The 22,739-nt window shown below is 46.7% G+C and carries 22 protein-coding genes and 1 rRNA gene; 13 read left to right on the top strand and 10 right to left on the bottom strand.

Going from position 1 to position 22,739, the window contains the following annotated elements; translation table 11 throughout:
• Window positions 1-60 precede the first annotated feature (60 nt).
• Both H1S01_RS14015 and H1S01_RS14010 read left to right on the top strand, forming a co-directional pair.
• A complete protein-coding gene (locus H1S01_RS14015; RefSeq protein WP_188041059.1) occupies window positions 61-765 on the top strand; it encodes a nitrite reductase in 705 nt (234 codons plus the stop codon).
• 95 nt (window positions 766-860) lie between these two features.
• Window positions 861-1,310 (top strand): hypothetical protein, encoded by a 450-nt coding sequence (locus H1S01_RS14010; RefSeq protein WP_188041058.1) that lies wholly within the window; start codon window positions 861-863, stop codon window positions 1,308-1,310.
• Between the two features lie 98 nt (window positions 1,311-1,408).
• Here H1S01_RS14010 and H1S01_RS14005 read toward each other — a convergent pair whose 3' ends face one another.
• From H1S01_RS14005 to H1S01_RS13995, 3 genes are read right to left on the bottom strand one after another with little or no spacing between them, the layout of a single operon-like run.
• Window positions 1,409-4,504, bottom strand: a complete 3,096-nt coding sequence (locus H1S01_RS14005) for an efflux RND transporter permease subunit (protein ID WP_188041057.1) — start codon at window positions 4,502-4,504, stop codon at window positions 1,409-1,411.
• Window positions 4,501-5,769 carry an efflux RND transporter periplasmic adaptor subunit gene (locus H1S01_RS14000; RefSeq protein WP_188041056.1) on the bottom strand — a complete coding sequence of 423 codons (1,269 nt, stop codon included), beginning with the start codon at window positions 5,767-5,769 and terminating at the stop codon, window positions 4,501-4,503. Before H1S01_RS14000 ends, H1S01_RS14005 begins: the two co-directional genes overlap by 4 nt.
• A gap of 18 nt (window positions 5,770-5,787) precedes the next feature.
• Window positions 5,788-6,327 carry a PadR family transcriptional regulator gene (locus H1S01_RS13995; protein WP_188041055.1) on the bottom strand — a complete coding sequence of 180 codons (540 nt, stop codon included), beginning with the start codon at window positions 6,325-6,327 and terminating at the stop codon, window positions 5,788-5,790.
• A 339-nt stretch (window positions 6,328-6,666) separates the two neighbouring features.
• Here H1S01_RS13995 and H1S01_RS13990 point away from each other — a divergent pair, with 339 nt between their 5' ends.
• The gene (locus H1S01_RS13990; protein WP_188041054.1) at window positions 6,667-7,713 is read left to right on the top strand and encodes a PocR ligand-binding domain-containing protein; all 1,047 of its coding nucleotides are present in this window, start codon (window positions 6,667-6,669) and stop codon (window positions 7,711-7,713) included.
• 34 nt (window positions 7,714-7,747) lie between these two features.
• On the top strand, window positions 7,748-8,203 hold the full coding sequence (locus tag H1S01_RS13985; RefSeq protein ID WP_188041053.1) for a chemotaxis protein CheW: 456 nt from the start codon (window positions 7,748-7,750) through the stop codon (window positions 8,201-8,203).
• A 132-nt stretch (window positions 8,204-8,335) separates the two neighbouring features.
• Here the strand turns inward: H1S01_RS13985 and H1S01_RS13980 are convergent, their stop codons facing one another.
• The 5 genes from H1S01_RS13980 to H1S01_RS13960 form a co-directional block, all read right to left on the bottom strand.
• Window positions 8,336-8,620, bottom strand: coding sequence for a ferredoxin family protein (locus tag H1S01_RS13980; protein ID WP_188041052.1), 285 nt, complete (start codon window positions 8,618-8,620; stop codon window positions 8,336-8,338).
• Between the two features lie 81 nt (window positions 8,621-8,701).
• Window positions 8,702-10,063 (bottom strand): FAD-dependent oxidoreductase, encoded by a 1,362-nt coding sequence (locus H1S01_RS13975; protein WP_188041051.1) that lies wholly within the window; start codon window positions 10,061-10,063, stop codon window positions 8,702-8,704.
• A gap of 19 nt (window positions 10,064-10,082) precedes the next feature.
• Window positions 10,083-11,414 (bottom strand): electron transfer flavoprotein subunit alpha/FixB family protein, encoded by a 1,332-nt coding sequence (locus tag H1S01_RS13970; protein WP_207732341.1) that lies wholly within the window; start codon window positions 11,412-11,414, stop codon window positions 10,083-10,085.
• A gap of 66 nt (window positions 11,415-11,480) precedes the next feature.
• Window positions 11,481-12,299, bottom strand: a complete 819-nt coding sequence (locus H1S01_RS13965) for an electron transfer flavoprotein subunit beta/FixA family protein (RefSeq protein ID WP_188041050.1) — start codon at window positions 12,297-12,299, stop codon at window positions 11,481-11,483.
• A gap of 139 nt (window positions 12,300-12,438) precedes the next feature.
• On the bottom strand, window positions 12,439-13,170 hold the full coding sequence (locus H1S01_RS13960; protein ID WP_188041049.1) for a SagB/ThcOx family dehydrogenase: 732 nt from the start codon (window positions 13,168-13,170) through the stop codon (window positions 12,439-12,441).
• 280 nt (window positions 13,171-13,450) lie between these two features.
• Between H1S01_RS13960 and H1S01_RS13955 the strand changes: the two genes are divergently transcribed.
• Together H1S01_RS13955 and H1S01_RS13950 are read left to right on the top strand one after the other, a co-directional pair.
• Complete coding sequence (locus H1S01_RS13955; RefSeq protein ID WP_188041048.1) at window positions 13,451-13,672, top strand: 4Fe-4S binding protein; 222 nt, start codon at window positions 13,451-13,453, stop codon at window positions 13,670-13,672.
• Between the two features lie 93 nt (window positions 13,673-13,765).
• Window positions 13,766-14,287: a DUF2867 domain-containing protein gene (locus H1S01_RS13950; RefSeq protein WP_188041047.1), complete on the top strand. Its 522-nt coding sequence runs from the start codon at window positions 13,766-13,768 to the stop codon at window positions 14,285-14,287.
• Between the two features lie 60 nt (window positions 14,288-14,347).
• On the opposite strand, the gene H1S01_RS13945 is transcribed toward H1S01_RS13950, so the two are convergent.
• Window positions 14,348-14,542, bottom strand: coding sequence for a hypothetical protein (locus H1S01_RS13945; protein WP_188041046.1), 195 nt, complete (start codon window positions 14,540-14,542; stop codon window positions 14,348-14,350).
• Between the two features lie 236 nt (window positions 14,543-14,778).
• Here H1S01_RS13945 and H1S01_RS13940 point away from each other — a divergent pair, with 236 nt between their 5' ends.
• The 4 genes from H1S01_RS13940 to H1S01_RS13925 all read left to right on the top strand — a co-directional run bounded on the left by H1S01_RS13940 (window position 14,779) and on the right by H1S01_RS13925 (window position 18,563).
• Entirely contained in the window at window positions 14,779-16,632 is a 1,854-nt protein-coding gene (locus H1S01_RS13940; RefSeq protein ID WP_188041045.1) for a PAS domain S-box protein, read from the top strand.
• Between the two features lie 448 nt (window positions 16,633-17,080).
• Window positions 17,081-17,227, top strand: coding sequence for a DUF1540 domain-containing protein (locus tag H1S01_RS13935; protein ID WP_155476864.1), 147 nt, complete (start codon window positions 17,081-17,083; stop codon window positions 17,225-17,227).
• Window positions 17,228-17,658: 431 nt separating this feature from the next.
• Entirely contained in the window at window positions 17,659-18,039 is a 381-nt protein-coding gene (locus tag H1S01_RS13930) for a response regulator (RefSeq protein WP_188041044.1), read from the top strand.
• Between the two features lie 167 nt (window positions 18,040-18,206).
• The gene (locus H1S01_RS13925; RefSeq protein WP_188041043.1) at window positions 18,207-18,563 is read left to right on the top strand and encodes a response regulator; all 357 of its coding nucleotides are present in this window, start codon (window positions 18,207-18,209) and stop codon (window positions 18,561-18,563) included.
• 105 nt (window positions 18,564-18,668) lie between these two features.
• On the opposite strand, the gene H1S01_RS13920 is transcribed toward H1S01_RS13925, so the two are convergent.
• Window positions 18,669-19,400 carry an SIR2 family NAD-dependent protein deacylase gene (locus H1S01_RS13920; RefSeq protein WP_188041042.1) on the bottom strand — a complete coding sequence of 244 codons (732 nt, stop codon included), beginning with the start codon at window positions 19,398-19,400 and terminating at the stop codon, window positions 18,669-18,671.
• A gap of 122 nt (window positions 19,401-19,522) precedes the next feature.
• Here H1S01_RS13920 and H1S01_RS13915 point away from each other — a divergent pair, with 122 nt between their 5' ends.
• From H1S01_RS13915 to H1S01_RS13905, 3 genes are all read left to right on the top strand, one after another.
• Entirely contained in the window at window positions 19,523-20,974 is a 1,452-nt protein-coding gene (locus H1S01_RS13915; RefSeq protein ID WP_188041041.1) for an NlpC/P60 family protein, read from the top strand.
• Between the two features lie 110 nt (window positions 20,975-21,084).
• Window positions 21,085-22,353: an N-acetylglucosamine-6-phosphate deacetylase gene (gene nagA / locus H1S01_RS13910; RefSeq protein ID WP_188041040.1), complete on the top strand. Its 1,269-nt coding sequence runs from the start codon at window positions 21,085-21,087 to the stop codon at window positions 22,351-22,353.
• 310 nt (window positions 22,354-22,663) lie between these two features.
• A 16S ribosomal RNA gene (locus tag H1S01_RS13905) occupies window positions 22,664-22,739 on the top strand; the annotation flags it as partial.

Genomic DNA, 22,739 nt, shown 5'->3' with positions numbered 1-22,739 from the left:
TAGGTAGTGTTTTTATAGAGAAAGAGTGATTGATTTCAGGCATAGAAAGGAGTTCCAACTGTGGGAAAGGCCATATTTAAGCAACGAAATGGTGTGTTAGGTGTCGGGATTGTGACGCCCTGCGGGTTTATCACGCCAGAGCAACTTTGCGGATTGGGAAAATTGCTCCCCGAGGTAGGAGCCTTAGGGAGCAAACTGACGACCCGGCAAACGATGGTCGTATTGATCCCAGAGGAAGCTTTTGACCGTTTTGTTGCCGGCATACGAAACCTGGGGCTAGATGTCGGTGTTTTTGGAGATGTGGTGCGGAACGTGAAAGGTTGCCCAGGAAATGGCGAACTCTGTCATCGCAGTCTAGGCAACGTCTTTGAACTAGCCGTAGAAATTCAACAGCAGTATATGAACCAGCCAACGCCCCATGATTTCAAAATCAGTGTGGCCGGTTGCCACCGGGGATGCACCGATCCTCATTGTGCCGATTTCGGCGTCATCGCTACGGGGCCAAAGACTGTCGAAGTATTTCTAGGCGGCCGCGGCGGCAGCCGTCGTCCTCAACATGGACAAAAGGCTTACGTGAATATTCCCAAAGAGTCCATCTTCGTCGTCTTAGATCATGTGCTTGATACATACCGGAAACTAGCCGAAGATCATGAACGCCTATGTAATACCATCGGTAGAGTGGGCCTGGATCCCTTCATAATACAGGCAGAGAAATTGCCGGGGACGGTCGAAGAAGACGAATTTGCCGATTTTCTGAACAGCTAATTCTCGGATTTTTACTGGTTTCTTCTGAACTGGAACCTGTCTTCTGTTCCAATAGTCTGCTCGTTCATGAATCCGATGTAAGGAGCGATATGGAGATGATAGCGGAGAACGAAATCAATTTGCAGGAGATCCACGAGAAGCTAAATAACCTCTGTTTAGATGGAGAAGTATGTTCGAACTGTGAAAAGAATAAATGCCTGATTTTTTTCGCCAAAAAAGTTGCCAGCTATGTCTTGACCAAGAAAGTGACGACGATCCGCCAAGGTATGGCCATGATCCCCAACCACGATTTAAAAACATATTCTGAAGACGATATGATCGAGACGTTGGCTATGGTACTACAGCAATGCAAGGACTGCCGAGATAACCATGATGACGATTGTACGATCAACTTGATCCGGACATGCATGGAATATGCTTTGTTTGGCGACAAGCTCCCCTATCAGGGAAGTGTCACCTTATATCTACTGGAGGCACAGAAATCGAACGGCCGCGTGGGGGATACCTTGAAGGCAAAATATTTGAACCGAAAGAAAACGAAATAACCCATAAAGGAACTCTTACGGGAGCTTTCTGTTCAGGGATATAAAAAACCTACTGCCATTTTAAGGGCAGTAGGTTTTTTCATTGATAAAAGAAATGACTAGGAGGAGACTTTGCCCAAACGATTCTTTTTAAACGAGGCCAAAACCGTGTAGAAGCAGGGGACGATGACTAAGGTGAGCATCGTCGAAAAGAACAGGCCAGAGATAATCGTCACGGCCATAGGCTGAAAGAGCACGTCGCCCGATACAGCGAGAGGAAGCAAGCCGGCGATGGCCGTCCCGGAGGTGAGCAAAATAGGCCGCAGCCGTGCTTCGCCTGCCGAGATCACCGCGGGGATTAGCTCTTGTCCGCCGTGCCGGGCTTCTTCGATAAACTCGACGAGGATGATGCCGTTTCGAACGACGATACCAGCGAGGCAGATGGCGCCCATCATAGTCATAAATCCGAGCGGTGTCCGCGTAATGAACAACCCGATCAGGCTACCAGCAAAAGCGAGGAAGATGGTGCTCAAGACCAAGAAGGGAATCGAGAGGGAATAGAACTGCATGGCAATCAAAGTAATGATTAGGAAGACAACGACGATAGACAGTCGGCCCATATCGACGAAGACATCGCTTTGATCGGAAGTCTCTCCGCCGATCTCATAGCGGTATCCGTCGGGAAGGTGAAGGGACTCCAGCTTGGGCTTCAATTCCTTGATCGCCTCTGTGGCTGTTCGGCCTTTTAAGTCCGATGAGACGGTAACAACGCGGGAGAGGTCACGGTGGGGAATCGAAGAGATGGAAAAGCCAGGCTTGATATCAGCCAATTGATAGAGGGGGATCTGTTCGCCTCGGGAGTTAGGGACGGTTAAGCGATGAATGGCCGTCAAGGGATCTACCTGTTGAGCTTCGCTGTAGAGAGTGATATCGATCAGATCGCGTCCCGTATCATACTTACTGACCGATAAACCTTCGCTGACGAGGCGAAGTGTTCGTGATAAATCGGCCTCGTTTACCTGCAGGGCATCCATCATGTCCTTGCGAATTTGAATGTTGAGGGCGTACTTGTCTACCCCGAAAGAGTCATTAATGTCAAAGGTGCCTGGCATATCTTTGATGATGTCCTGGACTTGCTGGGAAAGGCCGCGCAGTTTTTCCACGTCGCTCCCGAAGATACGGACGACGATCGGACTTCCCACCGGGGGGCCGCCTTGCAACTCTTTGGGGATGATCGTCGCTTGGGGAAAACGCTGGGCCAATTCCTTATCCCATAAGGCGACGGCTTTCTCTGTAGGCAATTTCTTCTTATCGACTTTGACGACGATTTGGCCGATATTGTCGGCCGATCCTAAGCCCGTATCGCCGCTGAACATTTTTGGCGCGAACTGCCCAGCATAACCTGCTGTCATGGTCACTCCAGGCTGTTCATTGAGCCATTTACACACTTCGTTGACGGTATGGGCTGTTTCCGTAATGCTCGTACCGACAGGTGTGCGCACATTGACGAGCATTTCTGCTCGGTCAGCCGTTGGGAACAGTTGGATCGGCGTCAGGGGGATTAAGGCATAGCCGACAAGGGCGATAGCGACTCCGATCATGCCGGTGCGAAGTGGATGCCGAAGCATCTTCGGCATCAACGTGCCTGCATAATAAGCGGTCAACCGCTGGATTTGCGGTCCCAGTAAACCAGCCGGTTTCCGATAGAAGTTCTCTTCAGAGTCGCGTTGGGGAGCATGGCTGCTTTGACGACGGCTTTCCCGCCATTCCCGAAAGATGGGGATGACCGATAGGGACATGACCATGGAAGCCAGCATGGATAGGGTGATAATGATGGGGATGGGCTTAATGAAAGAGCCGACGTTTCCGTCCAGTAAGGCAAGCGGCGCGAAGGCGCAAATCGTGGCTAAGGTGGCCGTTAAGATCGAAATGGCGACTTCCTTGCTGCCTCGAACGGCAGCTTCCGTTGGCGTTTCGCCGAGGACGGTGAGACGGCGCTCGATGTTGTCATTGACGACGACAGCATCATCGACGAGAATACCGAGAACGATGATCAAAGCGATGACGGAGATTTGATTCAAGGTGACGCCGAAGCTGCTCAAGGGAATCAAACCGACAGCGAGAGAGATGGGCAGTGCCATCATCACCACGAAGGAAGTGGTCAGGTTTAAGCCTAAAGTGCAGACGAGAACGACGGCGGCGATGGCAATCAATGTTTCCCGGGTAAGGTCGGAAAAGAGTTCGTCGATGCGTTCATTTTGTTCATAGACCAGATCGATGCTGGCCCAGTTGGGCAAGGTTGTTTTCAGATAAGCCATGGTCTTGTTGATATTTTTTTGCACCGAAGGGATGTCGCTGCCGGTTTCCGGACTGACGCTGATGCTGATAGCCGGGCGGCCGTTGTGATAGGCGTATACCTCCACCGGTTTGGTCGTCAGTTCCACCTTGCCGAGGTCATTTAAATATACGGGAGTTCCCTCTGGAGTTCGTGCGATGAGAGAACGTCCGAACTCAGCTACATCGTTGACCTCTCGCAAGGATAATTCATAGGTTCGTTCGTTGCCTTGAATATCGCCGAGGGGGGCTTTTTCGTTTAATTGCTTGACTGCGTTTAACACCTGTCCCCAGGACAAGCCAAAGTTGCGCAGTTTTTGGCTGTCTACAGTCACCCGAACTTCCTCATCTGGCAACCCGGTGACAGTCACATTGGACACGTTCGGAATCGTTCGAAGTTGGTCTTTCCAGTTTTGAATCATCTCGCGCAGGGAATAGAGGTCTTCATGCCGGTCGGCGGAGATATTGAAGGTCATGATAAAAGTTCGGTTTAGGTTATCGTTGATGACCGGTTGTTTACAGTCCTCAGGCAAATCTTTTTCGGCATCTTTTACTTTTTTCCGCAGCTCTTCCCAGCGACTTTCCGGTTCTACGTCATCTTTACATTCCACGATGATGGAAGAGACGCCTAGGCTAGATGTAGAGGTGATCGATTTCAGTCCCTGAATCTCTTTGATTTGCTCCTCGATCTTTCGGGTGACCGCCTGTTCCACCTTGGAGGGCATAGCCCCAGGATAAATGGTCGTGACGGAAGCTGTGCGGACTACGATATCGGGCTGTTCTTGTTTCGGCAATCCCCAAAAGCTAAAGAGCCCGAGCAGGGTGATCATGACGAAAAAAAGCAAGGTGATTTTGCGTTTCTTTACGACGTATTCGATCATCCTTCTTGGCCTCCGCCGCTGGAGGGGGTGGATTCGGAGGAAGGTTGATCGAGTGGGGTGACGGCATCGCCATCGAAAAGGCGCTCAACACTACTGGTGATGATCTGTTCACCCGGTTGAAGCCCTGACTTAATCTCCAACTGGTCGTTGATCAGGTCACCGATATCGACGAGGCGTTTGACCGCATGGCCTTCATGGAGGACAAAAAGATAGGGTTTCTCCGCACCGCGACGAACGACGGAACGAACGGGAGCCCAAAGGGCTTCTTTTTCTTTGGCCTTATGGTAGACGTGGACGACCTGACCGGACAACCAGTCGTGGTTTGGATTATCCATCCAAATTTCGACGCCTACAGTTCCTGTGCTTTGGCTGGCTGAGGGGTATATGTACTTGATTTGACCATCTCGTTTTTGACCGTACAGGTCAACGGTGACGGTGTCTCCCTTTTGCCAATTAGCGATTTCCCGATCAGGAACGGGGATGACGACTTTTAAGGTACCGATGGAGGCGATCTTGTAAACGGCTGTTCCCGCGTTAACCAGTTGACCGGCATTAGTTAGTTTGGCGATAACCGTACCAGAAAAGGGGGCTTTCAGTCGTGTCTTGTCTAAGGTCAAAGCAGCTTTTTTCTGGCGGGAGAGGGACTGCTCATAGACCGCTTGTGTCTGGTCCCGCACTTCGTCACGAGCGCCATGGAGGACGTTCTGATAGACCTGTTCGGCATAGGTAAAATCGTTTTCAGCGACGGTCAACTGGGTTTGGGCACTCTCAAAGTCTTTTTTCGATAGGGCACTGCTCTCGTAGAGGACCTTGTAACGATCAAAATCAGTTTTGACCCGATCCAAGTTGGCCCTGGCTTTTTCCATGGTGGCTTGAGCCTGATTGATTTCATAGCTCGTCGCCCCGTTTTCGATTTGCCGCAAGTTGGCGCTTGATTGGGACGCCGCAGCTGATGCAGCGTCTAAATCTAGGGCGTAATCGGAGGGATCGATCTGCGCCAAGACGGTTCCTGTGGAAAGGCTGTCACCTTCTTTGACCAGGGTGGACGCAATACGGCCGCCTACCTCAAAGGACAATGTGGCTTCTTCGAGGCCTTGCAGCGTTCCGGAAAATTCGCTGTTTAAATGCTGTGTGTTCATGGCCGCCGTAATCACTTCGACACTGCGGGCATTGTTTTCAGAAGCCTTGTCTTTCCCGCAAGCTGTCAAAAGCATTGAGAACGAAAGAATGAGGGCGGCTTTTCGAAGCGTATGTTGATTCGCCATGATGTCTCCTTCCTAGGGTTAAAATGCCGTTTCCTTTTGACCGAAGTTTTCGAACTCATCGATGATGTTCTCCAATTCCGTGACACCAGCTTGTTGAATCGCTATCCCGAATCGGAGGGCAAGCTTTTGACAGTCGCAGTAACAGTCACAGGGATCTTCGTCTTGGCTTCGCAGTTTTACCAAGTCTTCTTTTAATTGGTGTAATTCTTGCTTAAGCCACTCGAGGAGTTGCTGTTGAGATACGTATCTGCCGAAGACCAGCCGCATCATAAAATCATACTTGATGGTTTTCGGTTCAATGGGACTCTGTATGTAGGCATGAAAGGCTTCTTTACCTATCTCGGTGATATGGTAGATGTTCTTGTTTGGTTTCCCCTCCTGGAGGACGATCTCTTTTTCGATCAAACCTTCTTTCTCCATACGGTTTAATGTGGGATAAATCGTGCCAAAGGAAGCAACGAACATATCCGGAAAGTGCTTCTCAAAATAGTGTTTGATGTCATATCCGGACATAGGGGCTTCCAAGAGAACACCAAGGATCACATCTTGACCTTTCAAGGGCCAACCTCCTTAATTGGATAGGGATGTAAGATTCGCGATATTCCCAATGTTTATATTCATGATGTTAATATAGTATTGGGAGTATCTTTGGTCAAGGGGTAAATATGATTCGACATCGTATTCATGAAAAGGACCAACCGTCCCCAATTCACTGTCGAACGATTGGTCTTATTTCATTGCTTTACATATAAAGGGTTTGCTAAGCTAGATATACATAAAAAAATTATACTTCAAAAGGAATTAAACATAAATTGTCGAACTATAGACCATGTTGCTTGTGTTATCATGAACAAGGTTGTATTTATCTGAAATATTAAACTTGAGAGGGGCAAGGAAATGGACGCAAGGAAATATGCAGCCGAGGATCTTCTCGATTTAAGCAAGGTAAAACTGACCGATGTGATCAATATCGAGTTTTTACAAAAATTTCAGGATGATTTTGCTATTGGACTCGGTTTAGCGAGTGTCACTGTCGATTTAGACGGTAACCCGGTAACAAATCCGAGTAGATACACTAAGTTTTGTATGGATTTTACGCATTCCACTGAGATCGGTGATCGACGATGTGCTGAATCTCACCGAAAAGGGGGGGAAGAGGCGGCGAGAACAGGAAAACCTTATATCTATGAATGCCACGCAGGATTAATCGATTTTGCCGTTCCGATCATGCTGGAAGGACGGCAAATTGGAACGATCCTCGGCGGACAGATTTTAACCCATACGCCAGAATTGGATAAGTACGATAGAATCGCAAAGGAAATCGGTGTCAATTCTCAAGAGTACATAGGTGCAGTTAAAGACGTAAAAACATTGGAGATGGAAAGAATCGAAGCGGCGGCGAACGTGCTATGGACTGTGGCCAATAACATCACTAGATCCTGGTACGACCAGCATAAGCTCGGTGGAGTAGCGAGGATCCTCAATGAGAATATCACTCAGATGTCAGCTACCATGGAGCAAATGGCTGCCTCTGCAAATGAAGTGAACGAGAATCAAAACAAACTCAACAACGAGATTCAAAATGTAAGCACTTTGACGGGAAAAATTAATGATGTTATCGATTTCATTAAAGAAATTGCAGACGAAACGAGACTTTTAGGTTTAAACGCTGCCATCGAAGCGGCCAAAGCGGGAGATGCAGGTCTTGGTTTCGGCGTCGTCGCCCAAGAGATTCGTAAACTTTCGAGCGACTCAAAACAAACTGTAAACAAGATTAAAGAGTTTACCCAAGAAATCAAAAATTCCGTCGCCCATACGGTTAAGATGGGAGATTCGACGACCACTGCGACCCAACAGCAAGCTTCAGCAATAGAAGAGGTCAGTGCCAGTCTTCAAGATATCGCAGGACTTTCGGATACCTTAGAAAATCTAGCTTCTAAATGATGCAAGAAAGATGTTCGAGAAGGGGTGAAAGGATATGGCGATTGTTCAGTTAGTTACTTTTGAATTATGTGGAGAAGAATATGCGATAGATATCACGATGGTTAATGGGATCGTAAAATTCAAAAATTTCAATGTCGTTAAAATCCCGAACGCAACCAGAGGGTTAGAAGGCTTTATCAATTTACGGGGAAAGGCGATCCCTCTATTTAGTTTAAAGAAGAAATTCCAGTATGATCACGAGAGTATCGATGAAGATAGCAAAATTATTGTTCTAAATCATAACGGGACCATCGTCGGGTTTATCGTTGATGAGGTTACCGACATATTTAAGCTTAAGGACGAGGAGATTGAGCCCGTACCCAACAGTATAAGTAGCAATTGTGACAAATACATAAAAGGAATTGGAAAAACATCTGACAAAATGGTCGTGATACTCGATCTAATCAAGGTATTAACGGATAACGAGATCAGACAATCCCAGGCTATTTGACGACCACGAATACAAAAGCCCGCTGCGTGAACTTTATGCAGCGGGCTTTCGTCTAAGCCGAAACATAATTTTTAGTCGGAGTCCCCTTTAACTGTGTATAGACTTTTGAATATGTGGACAGAAATTGATTGATCATCCAAACTTGTACATCACTCCAAAGCCACCTCGCGGATTAACCCAGTGGATGTTATCGCGCGGGCATCCATAACGGCAAGTGCCGCATTCCAGGCAACCTTCATAGCCTACGTTGATCGCTTTGACTTCCTCGTTCCACTCATACACTTTCGCCGGACAGATATAAGTGCAAGGCTTATCGGGACAATCATGCTGGCATAGCTCTTTGTTATTGATATGGATATGGCTGTGATCATCCGGTTGAAAGCGAACGAGAAAGAGCTTGTCTTCTAAGGTATGCATCGTTCTTGTGTACCTCAATCAAGATCATTAGGGTTACGACGGATTCGGAGCTTTAATCGAACCTTTCCTCTCATTTTTTCTTTACCCCAGGGTTCGCCATAATCGATACATGTCACCGGCGATATTCCATATTCCCCGCCGAGAAGTAACCTCGTGCCAGATTTTTTTCTGCTTATCCTTCTTGGACACGTTATCGACGGTGAAAAGTTCTCTCGCCGAGTACCGGGCGAGCTTCGGGTACAGGGTAAAGAAATGAGGATTTGACTGGAACAGTGCAGAGGCGTTTTCGTACTTCTTCAAGTCTTTTAGAACGAAACTGTCTTGGAGTCGATCGTGGTAGGCTTTTAGGGTGACTGAGGAAAAGTCGCCCTTTTTTTTCGCTTCGATGACGGTTTCAGCAGCCAGCTTGCCTGAGGTCATCGCTAAATTGGAACCCTCCCGGTGTACACCGTTGACCAGCATAGCGGCGTCACCGCAGATCAAGACCCCGTGATCATAGAGCTTGGGTACCTGATGATAGCCGCCTTCGGGAATGATTTTGGCGAGATACTCCTTGGTTTCGCCACCGGTCAGCAAGGGGCGAACGGCGGGATGTTGTTTCATTTTTTCTAACACCGTGTTTGGATTCATGCCCGAACGGGACAATTGATTGATCATGACACCTACACCGATGGACAAGGTATCCTTGTTGGTGTAGATCCATCCCATGCCGAACATGCCCTGTGTTGACTCACCGATCAACTCGATGGTTACCCCTTGCCCTTTTTCTACGTTGAACCGGTCTTCGATTGCGCCTTTCGGTAAGGCGATGACTTCTTTCACCCCTACGGCTAAGTCACCGGGAGACAAATCCTCTTGTAGTCCAAGACGCTGAGTGAGGATACTGTTAGCGCCTTCGCAGATTAAGACTACCTGGGCGCGGATCTCTCCGTGGTCCCGGTTCGTGACGACCCCGGCAACCTTCCGCCGGTCCGCACGTTCCTCAAACAAAAAGTCGGTGACTACTGTTTCCGTGATCAAAGTCGCTCCGGCCTCGACGGTTTTATTAGCCATCCAACGGTCGAAACGGGAGCGAAAGACACTAAAGTTGTTGTAGGGTTCTTCGTAAAAGCCGGGGTCTTTAAAACCGATGGTGACGACTGATTCTTCGGCTAACAACCAAGCCCGTTGTTCCACGATGGGGCGTTCCAAGGGGGCTTCCTTCCAAAAGTCTGAGATGACTTGATGGGTGGGATAGCTGTAGAGAATGCCGCCCATGACGTTTTTGCTGCCGGGAAAATCTCCCCGTTCGATGAGCAGGGTTTTGACGCCGCCTTTGGCCAAGGTATACGCCGCGGCTAATCCGGCGGGTCCAGCCCCGACAACGATCGCTTCGAATTCTAAAGGGACATCCCGCCAGCGTTCCTGATTCAGTTGTTGTTGAGTCGGCTCTTGAACCGTCATGAACGATTCCTCCCGGTTCTTAAAGCTGGCGTTCATTCCCCAAAGGGCCACCGTGCATGCGTGCTCCTAGTTCCAGAGTTAGCGCAGGCAGGATAGTTGCGGCGTCACCGACAATACCGTAAGTGGCGACTCGAAAAATCGGTGCATCGGGATCTTTGTTAATAGCCACGATGACGTCGGAGTTCTGCATGCCGACCAGGTGCTGTATGGCTCCTGAAATCCCGGCGGCGATGTACAGTTTGGGACGAACTGTGAAGCCTGTTTGTCCAACCTGATGGGAGTAGGGAGCCCAACCCGATTCGACAGCAGGGCGGCTGGCACCGATCATACCACCAATCGCCTGGGCGAGTTCTTCCACGTAGCGGAAATTTTCCTTGCTGCCGATTCCCCTGCCGCCGGCGATGATGATATCGGCCTCATCGAGGTAGCCTTCAGTGCGCTCGTCAAGGATGCGATCGACCACTTCCATGACTGTCCTCGACGGGTCAAGACCCAAGTCGCTCCATACCAGGGCTCCTCTGCGATGTGGCTGCTTCTCCGGCTCAGGAAAAACGCGCGGTCGAACCGTCGCCATCTGAGGCCAGCGATCGCGGCATAAGATCGTCGCTAGGATGTTGCCGCCAAAAGCTGGTCGAGTCTGTAGGAGTTTACGGTTGTCTACGTCTACATCCAATTGGGTGCAGTCCGCTGTCAGCCCGGTCCGCAGGGCCGTAGCCACAGAACCGGAGAGATCTCGACCGGTGGTGGTGGCGCCGATGAGCAGAATTTCCGGATGGTGGGCTTGGCATAATTGGACCAGGGCAATGCTATGGCACTCGTTTGTGTAAGGTTCAAGCATAGGGTCGTCGATGGCATAGAGGGTATCAGCGCCGTATTGGAAGGCTAGCTCGGTCAGGGGTTGAATGTCATGACCGAGGAGTACGCCTGATAGAGGACAGTTTAGCTTATCGGCCAGTTGTCGCCCGACCCCCATGAGCTCCCATGAAACGGGGGCGACTTCGCCTTGCAGTTGTTCGATATAGACCCAGACGCCATGGGCGGGGAGGTTTTTGGGTGCTTCGATCGACTCGATCGGGATTTGTTCGTGAGCTTTTGCGATAGGGGAAGATTCCGGGGCAGTGGCTGGGCCTCTGTCCGAGACGGAATTTTTGGACCCGTCTGTGGGATTTGAGGAATCTTTGAAAGCTTTGGTACTCCTATTATCCGGCATTGTCGAATTATCTGTGGTGTTTTCAGAATATAAAGCCGTTGGGGTATCTGAACTTTCCGGATTATCGGTGATACTTTGAACCGTTTTTTCGGTGAACGCTGATGGCGGTGCCTTGGGTTGCTTCTTTTTCTTTGCTGTCAATATTCATCCCCCGATGAACAAAAACCTATAATCTTCCTATCGGTGCGTAACACCCATGCTTATCGCTTAGCGGTTCGGTACGACGATATGGGGAATCAGCTTGTCTGCAAGGATTCGTGCTGCTTCGGTGGGAGCCACATCGCTGCCAGCCAGGACTTCCCCCTTTTCCCGTAAGGGAGGCGTACCGATCTTATTAACCCAGGTCGGCGAACCTTTAAGGCCCAACTGGGAAGCATCCAAGCCTAATTCGGCATTCGTCCAGACTTCTACAGGGTAATGAGCGGCGCGGATTAGGTCGGGAAGCGGCGCGTAGCGGATTTCGTTGATCTCCTTTACCACCGTGATCAACGCGGGCAATTGACAGCGGACTACTTCCCGGCCCACTTCGATTTTACGTTGCACCTGAATAACATGGTTAGTAGGCTCGATTCCATCAACTTTAGTTACATAAGTGAGCAGAGGCCAGCCCAAACGACTGGCGATCCCCGGTCCCACCTGTGCCGTATCACCGTCGATGGCTTGTTTACCACATAAGATCAGATCCAGGGGCTCTCGGTTCATCAACTGGTTTAATGCGCCTGCAAGGATGTAGCTGGTCGCTAAGGTGTCGCTGCCGGCGAAAGCGCGATCAGTAAGCAATATGGCGTGATCGGCGCCGTAGGAGATGGCTTTTCGTAGGGAATCAGTCGCTTGCGGAGGTCCCATGGTCAGTACCGTCACTCGACCGCCCAATCTGTCCCGGATCGTCAAGGCTTCTTCCAGGGCATGCACATCATAAGGATTAATGATAGACGGAATTCCCTCCCGCATGAGCGTATTTGTCTTCGGGTTGATGCGCACCTCACTGGTGTCGGGGACTTGTTTTAAACAGACGGCGATGTTCACGGAAGCACCTCCAGTTGAGCATAATGTGCCAAAAATACGGATGAAACATACAAGCTAGGTTCAATTTGAAAAATGAGCCTGTAATCACGCAAAGCCAGCTTTCCTGTCGTAAAGAGGCTGGCTTTTGTATATCAGCGATTTAATCGGGGTTCCCGACAGAAGCCATATAAATGGTCGTTTCCGACTTACCATCTACGCCGATAAGTTGGTTTACTTCGTCGTCAAAAAATGCGCCTATCGTGCAGCAGCCGAGACCGAGAGCGGTCGCTACCAAGTACGTATTTTGGCCCACATGACCCGCGTCGAGATAGATATAACGGATGCCTCTTTCTCCATATTTCCAGAAGGTACGCGGCAGAACAGCCGTCCAGATCAGATTTACGGCTGATTTTTTCAGCATCCCTTGACTTAGGGACGCCTCGGCTAATTCTTTCCCAAAGTTGCCTTCTTTGAGCAGAGTAAGGCCATGGCGTGGTACACTATAGTGGTATAAGCCCGATTCAATGCTAGCGACGCGGTGGACAGAGACATACATTTCCACTGGGAAAAGACCTCCCGCAGAAGGGGCCGTGCGGAAAAAGAAAGATTTTTCGCGAGCAACTCTTGTCGCTCCATAAGTGCCCCAGAGGAGCTGACCGAAAATCTCCAGGCTTAGAGGTGCCCCTGAAAAGCGCCTAATCGACATACGTTTGGCTAAGGTATCCCAAAGAGATAGGCTTTCTTGAATATTTGGTTTAGGCAGGGGAATGTGGGGACCGTCATATTCACGATAACTATCAGGCATGGTCGACATATCGAGTTGACGGGAAGGCATAGCATCCCGTTGGTATTTGGTCGCTTGCTGATATTCGTAGCCCAGATGGGTTTCCAAAGCACGGATCTCCTTATTGAGCAGATTGTTTTAGAAGAGAATTTATTCTGAAGAGATACCCTGTTCCGGAGTGGTCCATTCTGGGGACGGGGTAATCAGATTTCCCGAATTATTATTTCTGAATAGAAAAAAAACAATCGAGCATAGGGGTGGTGAGATCTAATGAGATCCTTCCCTTATAAAGGATATTGAGCGACGGATATCGAAAAAAATCCTGTAAAGCTAGTGCAAAGGTATTTTTCGGGTCGACATTATTTTTCCGTAAGGAGATGGATTACATATGGAAAGTGAAACATCCAATTCGTCCAGGGAAACAGAGGATACCCAGATTGCCTATTACAGAATCAACGATGCGTGCATTAATTGTGGCAACTGTCTGGAAGCTTGCTATGTTGAGGCGATCGAAAAGGGACGTAATCACTACGTCATCACCGATGAATGTATTGCCTGCGGTGTATGCTCAGAAGTTTGCCCGAAATCGGCGATTGTAGAAAACTTTTAAGAGAAAGACTGGAGCGTCACAATTTTGTTGGCGCGAGCCCGGAAACCGAGTTAAGAACCCTAGGATATCAGTGTTCAAGGGTGTGTCACAAGGATGAATGAAGCGAAGGTGGAAGAAATTCCAGTTCCTCCACAGGCACTGATTGCTCAAGCCTTACCGCGTGTCGATTATAGAGATGCTTATCGGATCCCTTGGCCCCAGGAGCTTGATCTGGATATCATCGCTTTTGTTCGCCTAATATTTACATCGGCTCCTTCCTGGGTGACGAAGCTTACCCTTTGGCGCAACCGGATAGTAAAACTTTTCGGCATTAAAGTACCGGATAACCTTTCGGTGAATACTCCCCTAAATTTCTCCTTCGAACCGGGTACGAGCGCCAGCTTTTTTCGGGTTTATGAACGCAGGACAAATGAACTCCTGCTCGGGGAAGATGACCGGCATCTGGACTTTCGACTTTCCTTTTTGATGGAAGAGCGGGACGGCGTACACTATGCAGTGGTGGCTACGGTAGTTCAATTTCACGGCCGGGCAGGACGAGTTTACTTTTTGCCGGTCAGGCCCTTTCACCGTCTGATGGTTCCGGCGATGTTGAGGAGCGCTGTGAGGAATTTTTGAATTTAGAAATGAAAACCCGCCTATTGAGTGCTTGGCTCAAAATAGGCGGGTTTTTTACTTTTAGAAAATAACTGATCTTTGTGTACATTCTTCCTTGAGTGCCCAAATCCGAACGATATCTTCTTCCACGCCCAATCTAAGGAGCTCTTTACCCAGTGCTACGGCGTAACCCTCGTAATCATCACAACCTAGTTGAACTTTAGAGATTGCTTGATAAAACATATTGAGAAGACGTTCAGTCGCCAGTTCCCCCACCTCCACTGGACATTCTTTAGCTCTCACTATCGTACTCAAGAAAGTACCGAGTGATACCAATTTTAAGAAGTCCCGTTATTACCTGGCGGTATAGCAACCGATATGCAACGTTGTCTGAACGAAGTCTCTTGGGGTAAAACCGAGAAGATCCATTAAAATGGATAAAGTTTTTCTTGCTTAGCATGGAAATCCATTGGATAATGGTTACAAAAATCGCATTTTAGGGGGTGCGTTACTTGGAGCGCGTACAAAAACATCAAAGCCATTCGCTGGAGGGAAAAAAAGACAACCAACTCCTCAAATCGATGAAAATGTCCGAACTGGAACGTTTTCTGAATCTATCATTAGACATATTTATTGTTTTTGATTTCGATTGGAAGATTATTACCGTCAATCCGTCCGTTGAAAGAATTTTTGGATATAGCACGGAAGAGGTTATCGGTAAAGACGGCAAAGATTTCATACACACGGATGATAAAGATACGGCCATTACTACTCTAGAATCGAATATAAACCAATCCAGACAAATTTATAGTTCGAACCGTATACTGTGCAAAGACGGCAGCTATAAGTGGGTCGAGTGGAATAGTATCCCTTTCGTAAACGAAAATCGAGTTTTTGCCGTAGGAAGAGACGTTACCGATAAGGTTCTATTACAACAAAAACTGAAAGACTCTTTGGGAAAAACAAAACAAATACTTGAAGGAATATCGGAGACCTATTATTCCATTGATGAGAAATGGCATTTTGAATATGTCAATCAAAATTTTGTAGATAAATATTTCAATCATCGTTTTAAATCACAGAACGATGTCATCGGGCTTTCCTTATTGGACGTCTTTCCGGAGAACCTATATCCAGACGTTTATGCAAAAGTTGAAGAAGCGATTAGAGAACAAAAAGCGGCAAAGTTTATACGGAAATCAACTTATCGAGATAAATGGTATGAAATGCATCTGGTTCCATCAAAAAACGGGCTAACCGTATTCTCGCAAGATATCACCGAGCATATTCAGTTAACAGAGCAGTTACGCCAATCTGAAGAAAGCTTCATTAAGGCTTTTCATTATAGTCCTACGATGGTTTCCTTAGCGGAAATGCCCGAACGAAAATTTATGGACGTAAATCAAAAATGGATAGAGCTCTTAGGGTATACACCTAAAGAACTAAAAGGACGTACACCATTAGAATTGAACCTATATGTAAACCCGAAGGAATATGAAGAAGTAACCAACAAAATCAATAAAAATGGACATATAAGTAACGAAAGAGTCCTTTTGCGAAGCAAGAAGGGAAAGGAAATCATTTGTTTGTTTTCAGGCGTAACGATAGATGTAAAAGGGAAGAAGTGCTTTCTAGCTAACTTTGTCGATATAACAGATTATTACAAACTAGAAACGGAATTATTGCGTCTGGAGCGGATGAATTTAATTGGGCAACTTGCTGCAGGTCTAGGTCATGAGATTCGCAATCCCTTACAAACGGTAAGGGGGTTCTTACAACTGCTAGAAACCAAGTATCAGACGGAACGAGAATATTTTGACCTAATGATTGCTGAGTTGGATAGAGCAAACTATATCATTACTGAATTTTTGTCCCTCTCAAAAAGTAAATCAAATAATTTAAAATCGCTGCTCCTTGACGATATCGTTACAAATCTCTTTCCTTTAATACAGTCAAAAGCCTTTCTCGAGGAGAAGGATATAAAGTTAGAGTTAAACAATTCGACGAAAATCTTCGGCGATGAGAAAGAACTTAAGCAATTAATAATAAACTTAGTACGAAATGGTATTGAAGCGATGGAACCAGGAAAAACTCTCACCATCAAAACATTCATAAAAAACGAACATGTCGTGTTAGCCGTCCTAGATCAGGGAACAGGCATTGATCCCGAGATTTTTTCCAAACTTGGTACGCCTTTTGTTACCAGTCGGGCTGACGGTACGGGTCTAGGTTTGGCTGTATGTTACAGTATAGCGGAACGGCATAACGCAAAAATCGAGGTGGACACAAGCCCTGAGGGGACGACTTTTTTAGTCCGGTTCCCCCATCGTGAATTGAGCGTTGGTAATGCCAGAGATGGTAAGTAAAACAACCCTGAAGTCAGGGCTGCTGTCAATTCAGCAGCCCTGAAACTCGATAATTTTGGTAATTAAGGAAGCCGTCTGCAACGGAATAGTCCGGTAGTAACCAAGCGATTATTACGAGTTACCCGGAAGCAGATGCAGAATCCACGAGGGACACGTACCCGAGGAGTTATCCGAGCCATTTCATTTCCCCCCTTATATCGCTATATATTGAACCCTAAAACCCTTTTGGTTTATGGCTCAATATAACCTATGCACTGAGGGAAAAAATGGAAACCACTCAAGCTTCCCGCTCAGGCGCTTTCTAATAATACCCTCAAGGGGGGAAGTAGTCTAAGTAGTGGATTAGAGGCTTCGTAAGAAGCAAACATTAAAAACTGCTTATTAATCAGAAAATCATATCTGAATAGGAAGTAACAGATCCACCCATATTAACGCGGGAGGTGATAATATGGGTGAGATTCATTGCCAAGTCGAAGAATGTGTCCATAATGCTTCTAAAATGTGTAAGGCGAGCGCGATTAATGTTAAATCCAGAGGTACACAAAGACCAAAAACAACTGATGAGACCGCTTGTGAAACCTTCAAATCTCGGTAATTTCCTGGGCAGGGCCAAACCCTGCCTTGTTTTTTGCGATTATGATTTTAATGAAAGAGTAAGATTATTTTAAGGACGAAGAATTAAAGCGTCATTGACAATCTATATTATTTTACTCTTCATACATTCGACATATTGTGACTTTAGTCGACACTAGGTATAATCAGGGTAGTTAGACTAGTTCTTATGGCGATTAAAGATTGCATTGCCGGTTTTTATGATATAATAATCAAATCAAAGATATTACCAGCGGATTTCTTAAAAGCGTAACTCAAAAAGTCCCTCAGAACATAAAGTGGGTTTACACCTGTGACGAGCGGGGAGACCAACGAACTCCGAATTATTCTTAGAGTACTAAGTACGATTAAGTCAGCTTCACTTTAACTAAAAAATTGCTGAATTATTAAATTATTCAGCCGGGTGGTTGAATCATGAAAAAGAAAATTCTTATCGTTGATGATGCACTATTTATTCGAACCCTACTAAAAAAAATGCTAGAAGAAGCTGGGTATCAAGTTTTTGAAGCTGTGAATGGTGCGGAAGCCGCGAAAACATGGTCTACTGTCCGTCCAGACCTGGCAACGATGGATATTACCATGCCAGAGATGGACGGGATTAGTGCTATTAGAGCGATAAAAGTTATAGATCCAAAAGCTAAAATCGTTGTTTGCAGCGCCATGGGTCAACAAACGATGGTAAAAGAGGCTATATCCGCAGGTGCCATGGATTTTATCATCAAACCTTTTGAAAAAATACGAGTACTCTCAACCATAACAAAATGTATTTATACACAAAAGCAAAAGTTTTTATAAATCGTTTTTTATCATCGGTCTTATCTCAAAGACCGATTTTTTGATCTTGTCGTAGTTGAATTTGTTGACTTTAGTACAATTGCCATCTAGTGCGTTATAACTTATAATGGAAAATAATCAACCACAAAAATATTCAGTACTGTACGTAGCAGTGAGGTGATAGTCTTATGCCTAAAAAGGTTCTTATCGTTGACAACTCCCAATTTATGAGGCTTTTACTTAAAAAAATGCTGAACGGAACTGAGTATACCCTGTTTGAAGCGTCAAGCGGTACAGAAGCAATAAATCTCTGGAAAAGCACACAGCCTGATATAGCTACCGTAGATATCTCTATGCCGGATATGGACGGGTTTGAGACTATTAAGGCAATTAAGGTTTTATACCCCGGGGCAAAAATTATAGTCTGCAGTGCTCGAAATCATGAAAGCACGATCGACGATGCCCTTCGAGCGGGGGCGATTGACTACCTCGTTAAACCAATCACGAAGGAAAAATTACTTGCGATGCTCAATAAGTTATTGTGATTTACTTGTGCATTAACGTGGAGCCGGCTTGAAAAATTGAACTTATGACCTGAAAAAATCGCAGTCCGAAGAGGGAAACTGCGATTTTTTTATGTTCGCGACCCATCAGCCAATCAGTTTCGGTAACAGCGTTCCTGCCATACCGTGAAAAATGAAATCAGCCAGATGATCATACATCGTTGGTTCTTTGTTGATGATGATTAAGGTGCTATCTGAGCGGCGGCGTAAAATCAAGGAGTTGGCTGGTGTCACGGTTAGCGATGTACCAACACATAAGACTACGTCGGCCTTCATCATCCAGGCTTGTGCTGCTTTCCAGTCGTCCATGTCGAGTGGGTCTCCAAAAAGAACTACATCAGGCTTCAAAATCGTACCGCAGGAACACTTTGGTAGTTCGCTTCGTTTAAGCAAAGCTTTGACCGTTTCCATGGATTCTTTCGCTTTGCATTTTGGGCAAGTGGCGGTACGCAAATGGCCATGCAGTTCAATCACCTGAGAAGAACCGGCAGACTGATGGAGTCCATCGATATTTTGTGTCGCAATCCCTACCACTTTTCCCATCTGTTCTAATTTTGATAAGGCAAGGTGGCCTGTATTGGGAGAAACTTCTCGCCACTCTAAAAATAATTCTTTGAAATACCTATAGAAATGTTGGGGTCGGATAAAGAAGGTATCCCGGGTGATGGCTGCTTGCACCTCGGGGTTACGCCAGAGTCCACTGGGACTTCGAAAGTCGGGAATCCCCGACTCTGTGCTGATTCCCGCTCCGGTCAGAACGGCGATTCGCTGTGCCTCTTGAACTCGTTGGGTACAGCTAGATAAGCCCTTTTCTTTCATTCAAATCACTCCTGTGTTTCGCTTCTGAGTGGTACGAAAATCACGGCTTTTTCATATCTCGGAAGGAATTGTTAGCCAAAAGAAAAAGTATTATAAATCCAACTATTTAAGGAGAGAAGCCGATGAAAAAGCTTATCACCTCTGTCATGGCTGCCCTAACGATGGCCTTAGCCGTAGTGCCTGTTACTCAAGTTCGAGCTGAATCAAACAATGCCCTTTCCGCTAATGTAAGAAACTTTACTCTACCGAATGTTCTTCCCGAGATGCAGCAAGCTGACTTCTGGGTTGCCAAGACCTTCGACCCGGACCGAGTCTTAATGACATCCGTTCAAATCCAAGCCTTCAATGGCAAAATTCAAGCGGCGCTTCCAAATACCGTCTTTGATCTAACGACCTTTCCCACAAGCCTATCCCGAGAAGAACTACATAAAAAAATTACCCCCGTACCGCTGCCTGAAGATACACTATATGTTGAAGGGAAAGCAATTAATAAGGCATACTTCCAAAAGGCGACGAAACGGATGAGTTTAGAAAGCATGAAGAAAAACAATCCTGTCGCCTACGCCTTCACGATAAAACGCTCGAGCCTTGGTGCCTATCCAACAACAGATCGAATTACAGATGAACAAGAAGACAAAATCTATGATTGGAATCTACAGACGACCATCGGACCAGCCGAACCGATCTTAGTTCTATACCAGAACCAGGCAAAGGACTGGGCTTTTGTCCAATATTACAATTACGCTGGATGGATGCCGACGGCGAATTTGGCCATTGCCTCAAACAGGGATGAATGGCTTGAATATATCAAGGCGGATCGCTTTCTGGTTGTTACTGGCGGCAAACTCTCCTTAGGACCGAACCCTCTTTGGCCGGAGCGCTCAGACTATGAGTTGGTTATGGGAACGAAACTACCCCTGGTGGATGCTGAGAAGGCGACTGCAATAGTGGATTATCAATCGGCGGCCGGTAATTACCAGGTCTCCATTCCTGTTCGGGACAAAGCGGGAAAGCTGTCCTTTCGAATAGCACTGATTCCCTTTAGCGCTGATGTTTCTGAAGGCTATCCTCCTTATACCCGCGCAAACATTCTCCGGCAGGTTTTCAAATTGCAAGGGGAACGGTACGGCTGGGGCGGACTCTTTCATTCATGGGACTGTTCCTCTCTGGTTATGGATGTGTTTCGGAGTTTTGGATTCAACCTACCCCGCAACACTGATGAACAGGAAAAAGTGCCCGGGAAAACATTACAACTGACCCAAGTTCAGAAGACTAAACGAAACAACCTTTTAGCAACGTTGAATCCTGGGACATTGCTTTATCTACCTGGGCATACCATGATCTATCTAGGAACTTTTCAGGGTCGTCCCTATGTAATTTCAGCAGTGGGCTCTGTTGGAGATCCTACCCGGCCGAACCCCGATGGGGTCACACTTCCGAAAATACCCATCTACGGTATCGTAGTTTCTGATCTTACCCTATCCAGAAAAAAGGTAGATTTAGACTGGCTTACTGCGCTCACATCAGCCAACGAGATTACAGATACAGAAGGAGTGAACAGGAAGTTAAAGTAGAAATCTTCCCGTTGGTGGACAGGATCGGTTTGAGGGGCCAGTGAAAAATTAGACACTTAAGCCCCTTTATCTAAAAGGGGCTTAGGTTTTATAAAAAGGAAGCGAATTATGTGACCACTAAACCGATGACGTATGCGCTGACGAATTGCACAGTCTATACGGGGGAAGAAGCGCATCCCGGTGCCGCGATCATCATTCGTGGAAAAAAGATTGATACTATCGTAAATGCCTCTGAAATTCCGCCCAACATACCCAGCTACGACCTTATGGGGTTGTCCGCTGCGCCGGGGTTTATCGACATCCAAGTTAACGGCGGTGGTGGTTATTTATTTAACGATGATATATCACTCCAGGCCGTAAGAAAAATCGCCGAAGCCCACAGGCGTCATGGAACAACGAGGATGTTGGTCACATTGCTTACCACGTCTTTTGAGAAGATGAACAAAGCTGTGGATGTAATGGAAGAGTGTGTATGTAAAGGAGTGAACAGCATCCTAGGGGTCCATTTTGAAGGGCCCTATATTCACCCTCAAAAAGCCGGGGTTCACGACAAGCAGTACATTCGACGTCCCGATGAAGAGGAGTTATACAGGCTTATAGAAAGGGACTCCTTACAAACGATTCGTATGATGACCATTGCTCCAGAGATGATTGAAGACCGTCATTTGGCTCTTTTGGTAAAGCACGGCGTGATTTTATCGGCCGGTCACTCACTGGCGACTTACGAACAAGCCGTTCGTGCCTTTTCCAAGGGAATTCGATGCATTACCCATTTGTTTAATGCCATGTCTCAACTCGGAAGCCGTGAACCCGGGTTAGTCGGTGCCTGGCTTACTCATGGAAGAGAAATTTACGCGGGGATCATTGCGGACGGCTATCATGTTCACCCGACTGCTATTCGTATAGCCAAGCAGTTGAGTAATCGTAAATTGTTTTTAGTCACCGATGGGATGCCTCCGGTAGGTGCGAAACAGCGAACCTTTCATTTAGGTATCTACACGGTGATAAGCGAAAAGGGTAAATGTGTTACCGAAGACGGCACCCTTGCCGGTAGTGCCCTCGATATGGCCAGTGCCGTCAGATATTGTGTAACAGAATTGGGGATTTCAATGGATGAGGCGTTGCGAATGGCTTCAACATATGTGTCAGAACTTCTTGGGCTCGATGATCGACTTGGAAAAATTAAATCAAGCTATGATGCGAACATCGTCATTTTTGACGATACCATCGATGTAAAAGCAGTTGTGCTTGACGGGGAGCTCCAGATTTTTAAAGAAGAACCTAAAACGCCAATTACTAAAGAATGTCCCTATTGTCTATCCATTATTCCTGCCAAAGCCGTTCGCTGCTCTGCTTGTACATCGCAATTAAATCTTTAGCTGTTGAAACACAGTTTATAAACGAAGAGTTACTGCTAAACCGAATTGGAACTAAATACCAGTTGAAAAAACGAATTGATTGTGTGATAATAATCAAGTTCGCCGCTGCGATAACGAAATGTAAAGCAGAGGCGTGGTCCTTGAAAATCAAACAGTTGTAAGCAAAAGCGTGCGAAACCAAAGTCAATTCGGCCCGCGCAAGCGGGAAGGATGGACAACTTCTTAAGAGCTGATAACTTCTTTTATAAAGAGGCATTAACTCGATAAGAAATTTTATCAATAAGAGCTTGACTCAAGCTTATCTACATTTTTTGTGGAGAGTTTGATCCTGGCTCAGGACGAACGCTGGCGGCATGCCTAACACATGCAAGTCGAACGGAGAGCGG

It is taken from the genome of Heliobacterium chlorum (assembly GCF_014502795.1).
GTDB lineage: Bacteria > Bacillota > Desulfitobacteriia > Heliobacteriales > Heliobacteriaceae > Heliobacterium > Heliobacterium chlorum.
Note: the sequence above shows the minus strand (reverse complement) of the source record. Positions and strands in the feature narration are given on the sequence as shown.

Coding starts and splice junctions, on each gene's coding strand:
- H1S01_RS14000 (WP_188041056.1), bottom strand. CDS start 5,769: ATGGCGAATCAACATACGCTTCGAAAAGCCGCCCTCATTCTTTCGTTC.
- H1S01_RS13950 (WP_188041047.1), top strand. CDS start 13,766: ATGAATGAAGCGAAGGTGGAAGAAATTCCAGTTCCTCCACAGGCACTG.
- H1S01_RS13930 (WP_188041044.1), top strand. CDS start 17,659: ATGAAAAAGAAAATTCTTATCGTTGATGATGCACTATTTATTCGAACC.
- H1S01_RS13935 (WP_155476864.1), top strand. CDS start 17,081: ATGGGTGAGATTCATTGCCAAGTCGAAGAATGTGTCCATAATGCTTCT.
- H1S01_RS13925 (WP_188041043.1), top strand. CDS start 18,207: ATGCCTAAAAAGGTTCTTATCGTTGACAACTCCCAATTTATGAGGCTT.
- H1S01_RS13985 (WP_188041053.1), top strand. CDS start 7,748: ATGGCGATTGTTCAGTTAGTTACTTTTGAATTATGTGGAGAAGAATAT.
- H1S01_RS14010 (WP_188041058.1), top strand. CDS start 861: ATGATAGCGGAGAACGAAATCAATTTGCAGGAGATCCACGAGAAGCTA.
- H1S01_RS13915 (WP_188041041.1), top strand. CDS start 19,523: ATGAAAAAGCTTATCACCTCTGTCATGGCTGCCCTAACGATGGCCTTA.
- H1S01_RS13955 (WP_188041048.1), top strand. CDS start 13,451: ATGGAAAGTGAAACATCCAATTCGTCCAGGGAAACAGAGGATACCCAG.
- H1S01_RS14005 (WP_188041057.1), bottom strand. CDS start 4,504: ATGATCGAATACGTCGTAAAGAAACGCAAAATCACCTTGCTTTTTTTC.
- H1S01_RS13990 (WP_188041054.1), top strand. CDS start 6,667: ATGGACGCAAGGAAATATGCAGCCGAGGATCTTCTCGATTTAAGCAAG.
- H1S01_RS13920 (WP_188041042.1), bottom strand. CDS start 19,400: ATGAAAGAAAAGGGCTTATCTAGCTGTACCCAACGAGTTCAAGAGGCA.
- H1S01_RS13975 (WP_188041051.1), bottom strand. CDS start 10,063: ATGACGGTTCAAGAGCCGACTCAACAACAACTGAATCAGGAACGCTGG.
- H1S01_RS13980 (WP_188041052.1), bottom strand. CDS start 8,620: ATGCATACCTTAGAAGACAAGCTCTTTCTCGTTCGCTTTCAACCGGAT.